Origin of the sequence: Ideonella benzenivorans (assembly GCF_020387415.1) — a bacterium.
GTDB lineage: Bacteria > Pseudomonadota > Gammaproteobacteria > Burkholderiales > Burkholderiaceae_C > Ideonella > Ideonella benzenivorans.
On record NZ_JAGWCB010000012.1, the window covers coordinates 1 to 16,800 of the forward strand.

General features: G+C 68.9%; 11 protein-coding genes. 5 read left to right on the forward strand and 6 right to left on the reverse strand.

The annotated features are described in order from the left end of the window. The coding region (locus tag KGA65_RS12695; protein WP_445666955.1) for an ABC transporter permease subunit at nt 1-127 on the reverse strand (127 nt) is incomplete at its 3' end. Nucleotides 128-480: 353 nt separating this feature from the next. Here KGA65_RS12695 and KGA65_RS12700 point away from each other — a divergent pair. After that, a complete protein-coding gene (locus KGA65_RS12700; protein WP_225863500.1) occupies nt 481-2,316 on the forward strand; it encodes a sensor histidine kinase in 1,836 nt (611 codons plus the stop codon). Next, the gene (locus KGA65_RS12705; RefSeq protein ID WP_225863501.1) at nt 2,309-3,646 is read left to right on the forward strand and encodes a sigma-54-dependent transcriptional regulator; all 1,338 of its coding nucleotides are present in this window, start codon (nt 2,309-2,311) and stop codon (nt 3,644-3,646) included. The genes KGA65_RS12700 and KGA65_RS12705 overlap by 8 nt, the downstream gene beginning before the upstream one ends. Nucleotides 3,647-3,661: 15 nt before the next feature. On the opposite strand, the gene KGA65_RS12710 is transcribed toward KGA65_RS12705, so the two are convergent. After that, a complete protein-coding gene (locus KGA65_RS12710; protein ID WP_225863502.1) occupies nt 3,662-4,609 on the reverse strand; it encodes an amino acid ABC transporter substrate-binding protein in 948 nt (315 codons plus the stop codon). A 200-nt stretch (nt 4,610-4,809) separates the two neighbouring features. Between KGA65_RS12710 and KGA65_RS12715 the strand changes: the two genes are divergently transcribed. Next, nucleotides 4,810-7,230: a methyl-accepting chemotaxis protein gene (locus KGA65_RS12715; RefSeq protein ID WP_225863503.1), complete on the forward strand. Its 2,421-nt coding sequence runs from the start codon at nt 4,810-4,812 to the stop codon at nt 7,228-7,230. Here the strand turns inward: KGA65_RS12715 and KGA65_RS12720 are convergent. The 3 genes from KGA65_RS12720 to aroC form a co-directional block, all read right to left on the reverse strand. Further along, complete coding sequence (locus KGA65_RS12720; protein WP_225863504.1) at nt 7,204-10,440, reverse strand: efflux RND transporter permease subunit; 3,237 nt, start codon at nt 10,438-10,440, stop codon at nt 7,204-7,206. The genes KGA65_RS12715 and KGA65_RS12720 overlap by 27 nt on opposite strands. A gap of 36 nt (nt 10,441-10,476) precedes the next feature. Continuing rightward, a complete protein-coding gene (locus KGA65_RS12725; RefSeq protein ID WP_225863505.1) occupies nt 10,477-11,625 on the reverse strand; it encodes an efflux RND transporter periplasmic adaptor subunit in 1,149 nt (382 codons plus the stop codon). A gap of 146 nt (nt 11,626-11,771) precedes the next feature. Next, nucleotides 11,772-12,875, reverse strand: coding sequence for a chorismate synthase (aroC, locus tag KGA65_RS12730; protein ID WP_225863506.1), 1,104 nt, complete (start codon nt 12,873-12,875; stop codon nt 11,772-11,774). A gap of 208 nt (nt 12,876-13,083) precedes the next feature. Between aroC and KGA65_RS12735 the strand changes: the two genes are divergently transcribed. After that, a complete protein-coding gene (locus tag KGA65_RS12735; RefSeq protein WP_225863507.1) occupies nt 13,084-15,378 on the forward strand; it encodes a putative bifunctional diguanylate cyclase/phosphodiesterase in 2,295 nt (764 codons plus the stop codon). A gap of 24 nt (nt 15,379-15,402) precedes the next feature. Here the strand turns inward: KGA65_RS12735 and KGA65_RS12740 are convergent, their stop codons facing one another. Beyond that, the gene (locus tag KGA65_RS12740; RefSeq protein ID WP_225863508.1) at nt 15,403-15,873 is read right to left on the reverse strand and encodes a CBS domain-containing protein; all 471 of its coding nucleotides are present in this window, start codon (nt 15,871-15,873) and stop codon (nt 15,403-15,405) included. A gap of 130 nt (nt 15,874-16,003) precedes the next feature. Between KGA65_RS12740 and KGA65_RS12745 the strand changes: the two genes are divergently transcribed. Beyond that, on the forward strand, nt 16,004-16,798 hold the full coding sequence (locus KGA65_RS12745; RefSeq protein ID WP_225863509.1) for an alpha/beta fold hydrolase: 795 nt from the start codon (nt 16,004-16,006) through the stop codon (nt 16,796-16,798). Nucleotides 16,799-16,800 lie beyond the last annotated feature (2 nt).

Below are 16,800 nucleotides of genomic sequence, written 5' to 3' on the forward strand. Positions count from 1 at the left end.
GCACTTCGCCGTGCGCAAAGTTGATCAGGCTGATGATCCCGTACACCATCGTGTAGCCCAGCGCCACCAGAGCGTACATGCTCCCCAGCACCAAACCATTGATGATCTGTTGAACGAAGATATCCATTCAATGAACCCTGTTGTTGAGCGGCGAACCGCGTCCTGCAATGCAAGGTCATATCGCACAGCCTGTGCCAGCTGGGGTTTGCACCAACATGGTTCATGGATAACCCTGAGCCCAACCGCGCAAGTTCGGCATTTGGCCCCGCTTCGGTGCCCTCTTCTGCACGCCCCTCGTGCGGCCATCGGGTGACTTTCCGCACCCAATTTTTGGCATGAGTGCGGTTTTCCACACCACCACCACCCGCTGTGACGCCCGGCGGGCTGCTTGCCCACGGGAGACCCGCTCCGGAGGCCTCGGCTTTGGGCACACTACGCACCCTGATGTCCGAACCAAGTCCTCCGCTGGATACCGCCGACATGGCGCCCTGGCCCTTGCGCCTGCTGCGCACGGGCACCGTGGCCCTGGGTGTCCTGGCCCTGGTGGGGCTGGGCAGTTGGGTGGGCTACCGCTGGAACGAGCGCGCCGGCCTGGACAACCTGGCGGCGGTGGCCAATGAACGGCTGGAGCTCTATGCCGCCACACTGGAAGCCGAGCTGGCCCGCTACGCCTACCTGCCCAGCCTGATCGCGGCCGATGCCGATGTGCGTGCGATGCTGTTGCACCCCGAGTCGCCGCAGGCCCGGGAGGCCGCCCGGCTGACGCTGGCCCGCATTGGTGTGCGCGCCGGGGCCACCGAGGCAATGGTGACGGACGCCGAGGGCCGTTTGCTGGCCACCAGCGCCCCGAACGGCGGCGACACCCCGGCGCGGGACCTGGCCCAGCCCTCGGACCACTTCGCACGCAACCCGGTGGATGGCAGCACCGACTATCTGTTTGTGCACCCCATCGTTCTGCAGGGAATCACCCGTGGCCGGGTGGTGCTCAAGCTCAACCTGTCGCCGCTGGAGGCCACCTGGGTGGACCTGGGTGCCCGCTCGCAGAGCGAGCGGCTGCTGGTGCTGGACGAGCGCGACACCGTGGTCATCACCTCGGTGCCCGACTGGAAGTACCGCTGGCTGGCCCCCGACCCTGGTCAGATCGGCCCGCTGTCGGCCCCGCCGCATGCCGTGGGCACCCTGGCCCTGGCCATCGATCGCCAGATCTCGCCCACGGTCAGCCTGGTGCGGGTACCGCCCACCAGCCAACCGATGCCGGCACGGCTGCTGCGACAGGAACGGGCCCTGGTGGCACTGGGGGGGCGGCTGCTGAGCCTGTCGGACCCGTCCGAGGTCTGGCGCCAGGCGCGCACCGCGGCCTGGGGCGGCGGCGCTGCTGGCGCTCTGGCGGGCAGTCTGCTGCTCTACGCGCTGCACCGGCGGCGCGCGGTGCGCCAGCTGCTGCAAGCCCGCAACGCCCTGCAGCAGGCGCACGACCAACTGGAACGGCAGGTGGACCTGCGCACCACGCAGCTGCGCACCGCCAACGATGAACTCAAGCGCCAGATCGCCCAGCGCGTGCTGGCCGAGGATGAACTGCTGCAGGCCAGCAAGCTGGCGGTGCTGGGACAGATGTCCACCGGCATCTCGCACGAGATCAACCAGCCCCTGACGGCACTGCGGGTGCTCTCACGCAACAGCCTGCGCCTGCTGGAGGCCGGCCGCCAGCCCGATGTAGCCACCAACCTGCGCACCATCGACGAGATGGCCGAGCGCATGGGACGCATCGTCTCGCAGCTGAAGTCCTTCGCCCGCAAGGACAGCCTGCGCCACCAGCCCGTGGCCCTGGCCGGCGCGGTGCGCAACGTGCTGCTGATGCTGGACCACCGGCTGCGCCACGAGGAGGTGCGCGTGGTGCAGGACGTGCCCGAAGGCCTGTCCGCCCTGGGTGACACCAACCGGCTGGAGCAGGTGCTGCTGAACCTGGCCGGCAATGCACTGGACGCCATGGCCGGCAGCGAGGAAGCCCGCCTGAGCTTCCGGGCCCACCGCGAGGGCGACCGGGTCTGGCTGCAGGTGGAAGACAACGGCCCGGGCATCCCCGAAGCCCAGATGGATCACCTCTTCGAGCCCTTCTACACCACCAAACCCGCCGGTCAGGGCCTGGGCCTGGGCCTGGTGATTTCGGCCAAGATCGTGCGGGAATTCGGCGGTACGCTGCGCGCCCGCCGCACCGCCCAAGGCATGTGTTTCGAATTCGATCTGGCCGCCGAGGCGCCCGGCCAGCCGCCGGCGCCGCGCGGGCCGGTGAACCCGCAAAAGGATGAACATGTTTGACGGATTTCAGGTTCTCTACATCGAGGACGATCCGCCGGTACGCTCCAGCGTGGCGCAAACGCTGGAGTTGTCCGGTCTCGCGGTGCAGGCCTTCGGCACGGCCGAGGACGCCCTGCCCCACATCACCGAAGGCGCCCAGGCCATCGTCATCACCGATGTGCGCCTGCCGCGCATGGACGGCCTGACACTGCTGGAGAAGGTGCAGCAGATCGACGCCGGCATTCCGGTGGTGGTGGTGACCGCGCATGGCGACATCTCGATGGCGGTGCGGGCCATGCGGGCCGGCGCCTACGACTTCATCGAAAAGCCCTTCGACCCCGAACGCTTCGTCGAGACCGCCATCCGCGCGCTGGACAAGCGGGTGATGCGCGTGGCACTGGACGACCTGCGCGCCCAGTTGCAGCACCGCATCGGCATCGAGTCGGTGCTGCTGGGCCATTCGGCGGCCATGCAGGAGGTGCGCCGCAAGGTGCTGCGCCTGGCGGCCACCTCGGCCGACGTGATGATCCTGGGCGAGACCGGCACCGGCAAGGAGCTGGTGGCCCGCTGCCTGCACGACCAGAGCAACCGCCGCGACCGCAACTTCGTCGCGATCAACTGCGGTGGTCTGCCCGAGACCCTGTTCGAGAGCGAACTGTTCGGCCATGAGCAAGGGGCCTTCACCTCGGCCGCCAAACGCCGCATCGGCAAGATCGAGCATGCCAACGGTGGCACCCTGCTGCTCGACGAGATCGAGTCGATGCCGATGGCCATGCAGATCAAGCTGCTGCGGGTGCTGCAGGAACGCAAGCTGGAGCGTCTGGGCTCGAACGACGAGCTGTCGATCAACCTGCGGGTGGTGGCCGCCACCAAGTGCGATCTGCGCGCGCTGAGCGAGCAGCAGAAATTCCGGGCCGACCTGTACTACCGGCTCAACGTGGCCCAGGTGCAGCTGCCGCCGCTGCGCGAACGGCGCGAGGACATTCCGCTGCTGTTCGAGTACTTCGTCGGCCAGGCGACCGAGCGCTATGAACTGGAGGCCCCCGAACTGAGCCCCGAGCGACTGCGCGACCTGATGGCCCACGACTGGCCGGGCAATGTGCGCGAGATCCGCAATGCGGCCGACCGCTTCCTGCTGGAGGGCGACCTGGGCGAACTGCTGGCCGGCGCCAGCAGCGACCCCGTCACCCTGGCCCAGCAGATGGACAAGGTGGAGAAGGCGCTGATCGAGCAGGCCCTGCGGCGCTGCCAGGGGCGCATGCAGGACGTGATGGCACAGCTGGGCACACCCAAGAAAACGCTCTACGACAAGCTGCACCGGCACGGCATCGACCCGGGCCAGTTCCGCTGAGCGGACCCGCCGGTTTCAGCGGTAGACGGCAGGGTCCGGGGAATCGGTCGGGTGGGCCACCACCCGCTTGAGGGCCGGGCTCATCGGCAGCTGCAGGATCACACCACGCGGCGGGATGGGCTGCAGGAACCACTTGGCATAGATGGCCTGAATCTCGCCGCTGCGGTAGAGGCCCACCAGCACGTCGTCCACCAGGCGCTTGAAGACCGCATCCCCCTTGCGCAACGCGATCGCATAGGGCTCGCTGGTCAACGGGGTCGGAGCGATCATGTAGTCGGCCGCGTCGGGGGCATCGGCCAGCAGGCTCTGCAGCAGCACGTCGTCCATGGCGTAGGCGGCAGCGCGACGCGTGGTGACCATGCGGAAGCCCTCAATGTCATACAGACCGGCGAGGATCTTCATGTCCAGCCCGCGCCGCTGGTTTTCCGCCTGCAGGTACTGGATGCTGGTGGTGGCCAGGGTGGTGGCCACCGGGCGGCCACGCAGGTCGTCCAGGCTCAGCACCGGGGCATCGCGGCGCGACAGCAGCTTGCTGCTGGCCACGAAGAAGGTCACCGAAAACGCCGCCGTGCGCTCGCGCTCCACGTTGTGCGTGGTGACACCGCACTCCATGTCCACGGTGCCGTTGGCCACCAGCGGCAGCCGGGTGGCGGAGCTGACCGCCATCATCCGCACCTCCAGGTCCGGCAGCGCCAGCCGCTGGCGCACGGCCACCACCACCCTGCGGCACAGGTCCACGCTGTAGCCCACCGGCTGACGGTCGGCATCCAGGTAGGAGAACGGTGGTGAGGACAGCCGGTAGCCCAGCGTGATCAGACCGGTGTCGTGGATCTTGCGCAGCGTGGCCGAGCCCCCGATCACGAACGCCTCGGAGGTGGCAGCCCGCGCCACGGGGACGGTCAGAACGGCGGCGGCGGACAGACCCGCCAGCAGCAGGCGGTGAAGGGAGAGAGGGCTGGTCATGACGGTACGGCGACGCCGATTGTGACAAATTGCCAGGCAACCTTTCGTGCAACAACGCACATCCGCCAGGCCATTCGTGCTTTCCCGGATCAACCGAAGCATCTCCGCGGCCGATCCCCTGCTGATCCGGCGACTCAGGTTTTTCTGACTCCCCCAACATCGGGGCCGGAGACCACTGCGCGATCCGAGGAAGTCAAACCATGGCCATCTTTCAATCCCCTCTGCGGGCCGGCAATCATCTGATGCGCCGCCTGCGCATGCCCGTCAAACTGACCTTGCTGGGTGCCATGCTGTTGATTCCCCTGCTGGTGAGCGTCATCACCGCCGGGCTGGACAACCAGGCCCGCATCGAAACCGTCCGCGCGGAGCACCAGGGCATTGCCCAGGTGGCGCCCTTGTCGGAGGCGCTGTTCGAGTTGCAGGTGCACCGCGGTCTGGCCAACCGGGTGCTGCGCGGCGACACGGCGGCACGCGCCCCGCTGGCCCAGAGCACCGGGCGCCTGCAGGATCGGCTGGCCGCCCTGGAGCAGGCCCTGGCACTGCCGGGCCGCTATTCGGTCCTCGCCGAATGGCAGGCCCTGCGGCCGGGGCTGACCGCCCTGGCCACGGCCACGCCGCAGGGCACGCCGGCCACGGTCTTTGCCACCCACACCGCCCAGGTGGAGGCCCTGCGCCTGCTGGCCATGCAGATCGCCGAGCGCTCGCAGCTGCTGCTGGACCCGGAAGCGGACACCTATTTCCTGATGACGCTGGCCACCCAGCAGGTGTTGCCCTGGAGCGAGGCCCTGGGGCAGGTGCGGGGCCAGGGCGCCGGCCTGCTGGCCAGCGGCCAGGCCACGCCGACAGAGCGGGCCCAGCTGCTGAGCCGGGCCGCCTCCCTCAGCGAGATGCTGAAGGACCTGCAGTTCTCGGTCGCCGCCCTGGAACGGGCCGGCGTGCCGGCCCCGGCCCATTGGGAGCAGGCCCGTCAGCGCACCGAGACGCTGGCCCGGCAGCTGGCGCAGCGCTTCGCCGCGGACACCCTGCAGGGGGATGCCGACAGCTACTTCCGCGAGGCGAGCAGCGCCATCGACGCAGTGCGCGGCTTCCAGGAGGCGGCGGCCCAGGAGCTGACCCGTCGACTGCAGGCACGTGAACAGAGACTGTTGTCCCTGCAGCGGGTGCAACTCGGTGCCAGCATGGTCGGCCTGCTGCTGATGGTCTACCTCAGCCTGAGCTTCTACCGCAGCTTCATCGGCGCCTTGCGGGTGGTGCAGCGGGGCGTGAAGTCGATGGCCGGGGGCGACATGTCCCAGGCCGTGCAGGTCGAGGGCCGGGACGAGCTGGCGGACATCGGCCGGGGGGTTGAGGCCATGTCCTCACACCTGTCGGCCATGGTGGCCGACATCCGGAGCAGCGCGGTGCGGGTGGGCTATTCCGGCCAGCAGGCCGCCACCCGGGGCAATGCCCTGGCCGAGCGCACCGAGGCCCAGGCCACCAGCCTGCGCCAGACCATGGCCACCGTGAGCCAGCTCAGCCAGGCGGTCACGAACAACGCCCAGGCCGCCCAGGAGCTGGACCATCTGACCCAGGCCCTGCGCGAGCAGGCCGAAGCCGGCGGTGAGGCCATGCAGGCCACCGTGGGGGCGATGGGCTCGCTGGAGACCAGTTCCCGGCGCGTGGGCGAGATCATCAGCGTGATCGACGGCATCGCCTTCCAGACCAACATCCTGGCCTTGAACGCCGCGGTGGAGGCGGCCCGGGCCGGCGAAGCTGGACGCGGATTTGCCGTGGTGGCCACCGAAGTGCGCCAACTGGCCCAACGCAGCGCGGCGGCCGCGGCCGAGATCCGCACGCTGATCGGTCAATCCGGTGAGGAGGTGGCGCGCTCGGTCACCCGGATCCAGTCGGTGGGCCACACGCTCGACCAGGTCGTGGGCGGTGTGCGCAATGTCTCCGACCAGCTGCGCATGATCGCCGAGGCCAGCACCCAGCAAAGCGTGGGCCTGGCTGAAGTCACCAAGACCGTCGGCGCCCTGGAAGACATCACAGTGCAGAACGCGGCGATGGTGGAGGAGGCCGCCGAGGACGCCGCCGAACTGGTGCGGCGCGCCCAGGCCCTCAGCGAAGCAGTGGCCTCGATCCGCCTGCGCCAGGGCAGCGCCGACGAGGCCTGCGCCCTGGTGGAACGCGCCCACGCGCTGGTGACCCAACAAGGCCTGGAGGGGGCGATCCGCACCTTCTCGCAGCCCAACGGGGGCTACATTGACCGCGATCTCTACATCTTCATCGTGGACCGCGAGGGCCGCTACCTGGTGCACGGCCTGAAGCCAGCCATGAACGGCCACCGCGTGCACGAGCTCCCGGGGATTGATGGCGACCGTTTCGTGCGCGAGGCCTGGGCTGCTGCCGGCGGCCATGGCCAGCACTGGGTCGAGTACGACATCATCAACCCGGAAACCGGCCAGGTGCAGCCCAAGGCCAGCTACGTGGTCGCCCTGAACGACCGGCTGCTGCTGGGCTGCGGCATCTACCGCAGCACCAGCGCCGCAGGCGCTGCCGGATCTCTGGCCGCTGGCGACAGGCCGACCGCTGCCGCCGGCCGTGTCGGCAGCTCAGTGCCCCAGGCTTTGCTCGCCTGAGACGGCGCCCTCGTCGGGCTCGTGCAACCGGGCCTCACGCTGCGCCGCCCGGCGCAGCGCCTCGGGCCGCACCAGATAGCTGTAGATCACCGGCACCACCAGCAGCGTCAACAGGGTGGAGGTGAGCACACCACCGATGATGGCGCGGCCCATCGGGGCCTGGATCTCGCCGCCCTCGTTGAAGGCCAGCGCCATCGGCAGCATGCCGAACACCATGGCCGCGGTGGTCATGATGATCGGCCGCATCCGGATCAGGCCGGCCTCCTTCACCGCCTCGGCCACGCTCTGGCCGGCCCGCACCGCGTGGTTGGCGAAGTCCACCAGCAGGATGGCGTTCTTGGTCACCAGGCCCATCAGCATGATCAGGCCGATCAGCGAGAACAGGTTGATGGTCGAGTGCGTGAGCAGCAGCGCCAGCATCACGCCGATGAGTGACAGCGGCAGCGAGGCCATGATCGCCAGCGGCTGCAGAAAGCTGCCGAACTGGCTGGCCAGCACGATGTAGATGAACACCACCGCCAGGGCCAGCGCAGCCACCATGTTGCCGAAGATCTCACCCTGCTCCTTGGCCTGACCACCCACGTCGAAGCGGTAGCCCGGCGGCAGCACGGTGGCCTTGATGAGCTTCTGCACATCGGCGCTCACGTCGCCCACGGCCCGGCCGGAGGCATGGTCCACCCCGGCGTAGATGGCCTGGCGGCGCTCCAGGTTCTGGCGCTTGATGACCAGCGGGTTCTCCACCGGCTCGACCGACACCACCCGCTCCAGCGGGATGGGCGTGCCGTCCTTGGCATAGGCCACCGGCAGCTGGCGCAGCTGGGCCACCTGCTGACGGTCCTGGCTGTTCAGGCGCAGCAAGACCTCCACCTGCTCGCCGTCCGGCGTGGTCCAGTAGCTGGCCACATCGCCATTGACGTAGGTGCGCAGCGCGGTGGCCACCTGGGTGGTGCTGAGCCCCAGTTCACGCACGGCGCTGGGCTTGATGCGCACGGCATAGGCCGGCACGCCGGGTTCCACCGAGCTCTGCAGGTCGGTGATGCCGCGGATCTTCTTGACCTTCTCGCTCAGGTCGGTGGTGATCTGGTTGAGCACGTTCGGATCCGGCCCCAGGATGGCCACGTTGATCGGCCGGTCCCAGCCCAGGATGATCTGGATGCCGGGCACCGAGGCCAGTTCGCTGCGCAAGGCGTCCTCAATCTCCTTCTGGCTGCGGTGGCGCTGGGCCTTGGGCTTGAGCACCAGGCCGATGCCGGCGGTGTTGCGGCCATCCTCGCCGCCCACGGTGGTGCTCATCGACTCCACTTCCGGAAACTTGGCACGGATGATGGTTTCGACCTGGTGGATCTTCTGGTTGGAACGCTCCAGGCTGCTGCCCACCGGCAGCTTGACCTGCACCTGGGTGAAGCCCTGGTCGGTCTGCGGGATGGTCTCAGCCCCGATCAGGGGCGCCAGCATCAGGGCCACCACCAGCGACAGCCCCGCCAGCCACAACACCAGGCCCCGCGGCGTGACCGTGGCCCAGCGCAGGCGCCGGGGCGCCTGGCGGTCCAGCTTGCCTTGTGCATCGCGCGGATGGGCCCAGACCGGCACCGGCGGCAGCCACAACCGGTAGCGGCGCGAGCTGAAGGCCCAATCCACCAGCGCGGCGTAGGCGTCGTGCAGCACGTCCATGCCCCAGTCCACCGCCGCCAGCAAGTGGCGGATCACTGGCAGGCGTCGAAAGCGGTCGGTGGGCGGATCGGGCCAGACCGAGGACAGCATCGGGTCCAGCGTGAAGCTGACGAACAGACTGACCAGCACGGCCACCGTGACCGTGATGCCGAAGGGGTAGAAGAACTTGCCGACGATGCCCTTCATGAAGGCGACCGGCACGAACACCGCGCAGATGGCGAAGGTGGTGGCCATCACCGCCAGGCCGATCTCCTCGGTGCCCTGGCGCGACGCCGTGAGGTGGTCCTTGCCCATGCCGACATGGCGCACGATGTTCTCGCGCACCACGATGGCGTCGTCGATCAGCAGGCCGATGCACAGCGACAGCGCCATCATGGTCATGAAATTCAGCGTGAAGCCGAAGGCATAGACCGCGATGAAGCTGGCGATCACCGAGATCGGCAGCGTCAGGCCGGTGATGACGGTGGAACGCCAACTCTGCAGGAACAGGAAGACGATGGCCACCGTCAGCAGCGCACCCTCGATCAGCGTGCGCTGCACCCCATGCAGCGAGTCCTGCACCCAGTCGCTGTTGGCGTAGATGATGCGCAGTTCCACGCCCGGCGGCATGCTGCCCTGCATGCCCTCCACCGCCTCCTTGATCGATTCCCCCGCCCGGACGATGTTGGCGTCCTTCTGCTTGTAGACCTGCAGCGTGATGGCCGGGTCGCCGTTCACGCGCGACATCGACTCGGCCTCCCGGTCGGTCTCGACCACCTGGCCCAGGTCGCCCAGCGTGGTCACGCCGTTGCCGGTGCGGGCCACGACGATCTGCGCGAAGTCCTTGGGATCGCGCACCCGGCCCTCCACCCGCACGATGGCATCGACCGTGCCGTTGCTGACCAGGCCCACCGGCTCGTCGGCATTGCTGCGCTTGAGCGCGGCGGCCACATCGGCCGGGGTGAGTGCGGCCGCTCGCAGGCGCGCCGGGTCCAGCTCCACCCGCACCTGGCGCACGTTCAGGCCGCTGGCGACCACGCGGGCCACGCCCTCGGCCCGCTCCAGACGTTTGACCACCGTCTGGTCGGCCAGCAGCGACAGCTCACGTTCGCTGCGGTTGTGGCCCACCAGCGCCAGCACCACGGTGGGCTGGGCGTTGTCATTGTCGAAACGGCTGATGAACGGGGCCTTGGCGTCCTCGGGCAACGAGGCCTGCAGCGCGGCGATCTTCTCGCGCACATCCTGGTTGGCCTGGCTGATGTCGGCATCGAGGTTGAACTCGACCACCGTCTCGCTGCGCCCCTCCAGGCTGTTGGAGCGGATCATCTTGACGCCGGCAATGCTGTTGAGCGCCGACTCCACCGGCTTGGTGATCTCGGTCTCCACCGCCGAGGGCGAGGCCCCGGGGTAGCTGATCGAGACGAACACCACCGGCGGGTTGATGTCGGGCATCTGCTCGACACCCAGACGCAGGTACGAGAACAGCCCGAGCACACAGACCGCCACCATCATCATGGTGGCGAACACGGGGTTGTTGATGGCGACGCGGGTCATCCACATGACGGTCTTCCTTCCCAGCGGTGAGGGGACGACGCGTCAGTGCGTCTGCGCCGCAGACGCGGCAGACACGGCCGGGGCCGTCGCCTGCACGCGGGCCGCCTGGCCCTCGCGCAGGTTGTCAAAGCGCGCCGCCAGCACCGGTGTGCCCGCGGCCAGGCCATCGCTGACCTCGACCAGCCCACGCGCGGCGTCCCGCCGGCCGGTGGTCACGGTGCGACGCAGCAGCTTGCCCTGCTCCAGGGTCCAGACATAGTCCTGGCCCGAGCTCGAGGAAATGGCCGTGACGGGCACCGTCAGCCGCGGTTCACCCGAGGGCAGCAACACCACCGCGGTGGCGAACTGGCCCGCCCGCAAACGCTCCTGCGGGTTGTCCAGCGTGACGGTAACGCCGATCGAGCGGGTGCCGGCCTCGGCCGCTGGCGCAATGCGCGCCAGGGTGGCCTGGATGGGTTCGTCCACCCCTTCGACCTGCAACTGCACCGCCATGCCCGGATGCAGTTGGCCCACCTCGAAGGTGGCCACGCTACCGGCCATCTCCAGCTTGCGCAGGTCCACGATGGTCAGCAGCTCCTGTTCGGCCGCCACCTTCTCGCCCGGCAGCGCGTGGCGCTTGGCCACGATGCCGTTGAAGGGCGCCACCAGGGCGGCCTCGCGCAGCTGGATTCGTGCAGTGTCCACCTGGGCCAGCGCGGCCTGGTACTGGGCCTTGGCACTGTCCAGCGAGGCCTTGGAGTTCTCCAGCGCGACAGGCGAGATGAACTTCTGCTCGGCCAGGCCGAGGTTGGAATCGTGGCTGCGCTGGGCCTGGGTCAGCAGCGCCTTGGCGGCTTCGGCCTGGGCCTGTTTCTCGTTGAGGCGGGCGTTGAGTTCCGCCAGGTCGATCACCCCCAGCGACTCACCGGCCTGGACCCGGCTGCCCTCGCCCACCCGCAGACTCACCAGCGTGCCGGCCGCCTTGGCCCGCACGATGGCGGTGGATGGCGCCACCAGCGGCCCCGAGAACGTCACCCGCCCTGGCAACGCCAGGCGCTGCGGCTGCACGACCTCGGCCGGCGTGAAAACCAGCGTCGCCTCCTTGGGCTTGTCCTCGGCTGTCGACCTGGCCTTGCGCGCCACCAGCCCTCCCACCAGAAGGGCCAGCACCACCACGGCGGCCAGACCTCCCATCCACCTGCGTTGTCGCATGTCTGTTCCTGTTTTGTTCGATCACTCTTGTGGAGCGGTCGGAGTGTAGAGGCCGCCTTCGGACTTCAAGAGTCCAGGCGATAAACAGCATGGGGGATGGATGAACTGCAGCCGCCCGCGACGAACGGCGGCAGCACCGGGTCGGCTCAGCCTCGGGCGGCGTGGGCGATGTCGGGGGTGGGCACGCGCACGTCGCCGCACTGCGCCCGGTGGCGCAGCGCATGGTCCATCAGCACCAGCGCCAGCATCGCCTCGGCGATCGGCGTGGCGCGGATGCCCACGCAGGGGTCGTGGCGACCGAAAGTCTCGACCTGCGCCGGCTGGCCCTGCAGGTCGATCGAACGGCGCGGCAGGCGGATCGAGCTGGTCGGCTTGATCGCGATGTTGACCGTGAGGTCTTGCCCGGTGGAGAGACCGCCCAGCACGCCACCGGCGTGGTTGCCGATGAAACCTTCGGGGGTCAGTTCATCTCCGTGCTCGCTGCCGCGTTGGCGCACGCTGTCGAAGCCGGCGCCGATCTCCACGCCCTTGACCGCGTTGATGCCCATCATCGCGTAGGCGATGTCGGCATCGAGCTTGTCGAACAAGGGCGCGCCCCAACCCACCGGCAGGCCCGCGGCCTCGACATAGAGACGGGCCCCGACGGAGTCGCCACTCTTGCGCAGCGCGTCCATGTAGTCTTCCAGCTCGGCCGTCTTGCTGGTCGTGGCGGCGAAGAACGGGTTCTGCTCCACCTGCGACCAGTCGTCGCGCGGAATGTCGATCTCGCCGATGGCCGTCATGCAGCCCCGGATGCGGATGCCGAACTGCTCGGCCAGCCACTTGCGGGCCACGGCCCCCGCGCCCACCATCGGCGCGGTCAGGCGGGCCGAGCTGCGGCCACCGCCCCGGGGGTCGCGGATGCCGTACTTGTGCCAGTAGGTGTAGTCGGCATGCCCGGGGCGGAAGCTCTGGGCGATGTTGCCGTAGTCCTTGCTGCGCTGATCGGTGTTGCGGATCAGCAGACAGATGGGCGTGCCGGTGGTCTTGCCCTCGTACACGCCGGACAGGATCTCGACCGCGTCCGGCTCGTTGCGCTGGGTGACGTGGCGACTGGTGCCTGGGCGACGACGGTCCAGCTCGGGCTGGATGTCGGCCTCGGACAAGGCCAGGCCCGGCGGGCAGCCGTCGATCACGCAGCCAATGGCCGGACCGTGGCTTTCGCCGAAGTTGGTGACACAGAAGAGCTCGCCAAAGGTGCTGCCGGACATGACACGGTGGGGCCGGCAAGCTGGAGGGCGGGCCGCGCCCTGGGGGTTCAGGGAAGGTGCCATTTTATCGACCGGTGCACAAAACTGCCCAAGGTGTGAAACAGCACCGCTTTTCCCGCCCCCATCGGTCGTTCAGATCGGGCCCAGTTCGGCGAAAGTGTTCACATCCCCTAGAACCCAACATCCCCCGTCCCTTGCCGCCCGACCGATGAACATCCTTCCTCCACTGCGGATGCTGTGCCGCCACCTGCGCGCCGGGGCCGGGTGGGGCCTGCTGCTGCCGGCGGCGGGCTGGGCGCAAACAGATCCGGTGTCCGTACTGGGAGACGGTGGCCTGTGGGCCGGCCTGGCACTGGGCAGTGGCACGGTGCTGGCGGCCAACGCATGGCGCTGGTGGCGCCGACGGGGCGAGGACACCAGCGCCCTGCTGCAGGCCATGCTGGACCAAAGCCCGCAGTTCCTGGCCCTGATCACCCCCGCGGGTCGCCTGGTGCGCAGCAATCGCACCGCCGCCCGCTGGCTGCAGGCGGCCAGCCCGAAGCGCGGGCACCGTGACGAAGCCCTTTGGCACCATCCGCTGTGGGGCGCCGCCCAGGGCCAGCAAGAGCCTCTGCGTCTGGCCGTGGCCCAGGCCGCGGGAGGCCGGGTGTCGCGGCTGGACCTGCTGCTGAAGGACGATGGCGGCACGCCGCGCGCGATGGAGCTGACCGTGTGCCCGGTCGCCGCCCTGCCCGGCCAGCCCCAGGGCCACATCCTGATCGAAGCGCAGGACGTCACCGCGCGCCGACAGACGGAAGACAAGCTCAAGCTGGCGTCGGCCGTGTTCGACCAGACCCGCGACGGCGTGCTGATCGCCGACCCGCGCGGGATCATCCTGCTGGCCAACCCGGCCTTCTGCCAGATCACCGGGTTCGAGGCGACCGATCTGCAGGGACAGTCGATCCAGCTGCTGTCGCCCCTGATCGACGACACCGAGCTGCCACGCCAGATGCGCCACGCCCTCACCCACTGCGGCCACTGGCAGGGCGAGGTCCACAGCCTGCGGCGCACGGGAGGGTTTCTGACGGCCTGGGCCTCCCTCAGTGCGCGCCGCGACACCCAAGGGCGCCCCGGGCATGTGGTGGTGATCCTGCATGACATCACCTCGGTGCGCCAGGCCGAGCAGAAACTGCTGCGCCGCGACCACTTTGACGGCCTGACCGACCTGCCCAACCGCCAGTTGCTGGTCGACCGCATGTCCCAGGCGATGTCCTTGTCCAAGCGTCATCACCAGCCGCTGGCGCTGCTGTTCCTCGATGTGAACCAGCTGCGCCACGTCAATGACAACTTCGGCCATACCGCGGGTGACGGCATCCTGCGCGAAGTGGCCCAGCGGCTGCGACAAAGCCTGCGCGAGGTGGACACCGTGGCCCGCCTGGGTGGCGACGAGTTCGCGGTGCTGCTGCCCGGCACCTCCACCGAAGGCGCCGGACAGGTGGCCAGCAAGCTGCTGGAACGTCTGGCCGAGCCCTGCCAGGTCGACGGCCACGACTTCAGCCTGACCTTCTCGATCGGGGTCACCGTCTGCCCGGACGACGCCGACTCCCCCGAAGCCCTGCTGCGCTGCGCCGACACCGCCATGTACCGTGCCAAGCTGGAAGGCCGGGGCCGCTGGTGCACCTATTCGGCGGACATGTCCCACCGGTCGGCGCGTCAACTGCAACTGGAAGCCGCGCTGCGCCTGGCGGAGGAGCGGGGTGAGTTGCAGCTGTACTACCAACCGCAGATCTGCCTGCACACCGGTCGGTGGGTGGGGGTCGAGGCCCTGATCCGCTGGTTCCACCCCGAACTGGGTCTGATCTCCCCGGCCGAGTTCATTCCGCTGGCGGAAAGCAGTGGCCAGATCCTGTCGATCGGTGCCTGGGTGATGCGCACTGCCGTGTCACAGATGAAGCAGTGGATCGAGGCGGGTCAATCGCCGGGCACGGTCGCCGTCAACCTCTCGGCCGCCCAGTTCCGCGACCCGGGCCTGCCCGAGTTGGTGCAGCGCGTGCTGAGCGAAGCCAACCTGCCGCCCGCCTGCCTGGAGCTGGAGCTGACGGAAAGCGTCGCCGCCCACACGCCCGAAGAGGCACGCGCCATCATGGACCGGCTGCATGCCCTGGGGGTTCGCCTGTCGATCGACGACTTCGGCACCGGCTTCTCGTCGCTGAGTCACCTCAAGCGCTTCCCGATCCACACGCTGAAGATAGACCAGTCCTTTGTGCGGGACATCGGCACCGATCCGGACGACCGCGCGATCGTGCAGGCCATCATCCAGATGGCCCGGGCGCTGCGGCTGACGACGATCGCCGAGGGCGTGGAGACCGACGAGCAGGCCGCCTTCCTGCAGTCCCACGGCTGTGAGGTCGTCCAGGGCTACCGCTTCTGCAAGCCATTGCCCCCGGATGAACTACAGACCTGGGCGCAGCAGCACGCCCGCCCGGAACACCCCAACTTCACCCCGGTGGCACAACCGGTCTGAAACTCAGACCGGCAGGAACGACGCTCAGGCCGCGGCCACGCCGCTGGACGAAGCGGCTTCGTCCCCCGGCCAGTCGCGGATGTAGGCCTTGAGCATGCGATTCTCGAAGTCCTGGGCCTCCACCACCGTCTTGGCCACGTCGTAGAACGAGATCACGCCCATCAGCGTGCGGCCGTTGAGCACCGGCATGTAGCGGGCATGGCGCCCCAGCATCATGCGGCGCACTTCATCGATCTCCGTCTCGGGTGTGCAGGTCAGCGGCGCATCGTCCATCACGCTGCGCACCAGGCGCGAGCCGATGACCATCTCGTTGCCCACCACGGCGGCAATCACCTCACGGAAGGTCAGCATGCCCACCAAGTCGCCGTGCTCCATCACGACCACGGAGCCGATGTCATTGTCGGCCATGGTGCGGACGGCTTCGGCCAGCGGCAGGTCTGGCGACACGGTGAACAACGTGTTGCCCTTCACACGCAGGATGTCACTGACTTTCATGGGTTGTCTCCTTGTTCCAGACCTCGAAACCGATCCATTGCTGTTGAACCGGCAACATAGCACACAATCCCCGGTTTTCTTGTTGCGGTCTCCCACGGGAACCGCGTTTTCCCTCGTCTGAAGCCGCCCCATGGAACTGACCGTCGACCACCGCCATGTCCATCTGGCCTGCTGGGAACCCGCCGCCCCAGCCGCCCGCACGCTGCTGCTGCTGCACGGTGCCCTGAACGACCACAGCGTCTGGAATGCCCTCGGCGGCGCCTGCGCAGCGGCCGGCCACCGAGCGCTGGCGCCGGACCTGCCCGCCCATGGCGGCAGCGCCGGCCCGCTGCAGCCGGACATCGACGCGCTGGCCGACTGGGCCCTGCGGGTGGCGGACGCTGCCGGGGTGGCACGCTTGAGCGTGGCCGGCCACAGCATGGGTTCGCTGATCGCGCTGGCGCTGGCCGCCCGGGCCCCGGAACGCATCGACCACCTGCTGCTGCTGGGCACGGCCTTCCCGATGCGGGTCAGCCCGGCCCTGCTGGCGTCGGCCGAGGCCACGCCCGAAGCCGGCATGGACCTGGTCAACACCTTCTCTTACTCCCCGGCGGCGGTGGCACAAAGCGACGGCCCGCTGGCCGAGGCCCGCGCGGCCAGCCGGGCCCTGATGGCCCACACCCAGGCCGGCTGCACCGACGGCAACCTCTTCCTGCACGACTTCCAGCTCTGTGACCGGTACACCGGCGGGCTGGAGGCTGCAGCCCGGGTGCGCTGCCCGGTCACGCTGATCCAGGCCGACGCCGACCGCATGACGCCGGCCAAGGCCACGGTAGCCCTGCTGGAGGTGCTGAACGCCGATGTACGGATGGTGCCCGGCGGCCATGCGATGCTGCAGGAGCAGCCTGAGGCCGTGGCCCAGGCGGTGCTCGACGCGCTGGCCTGAGC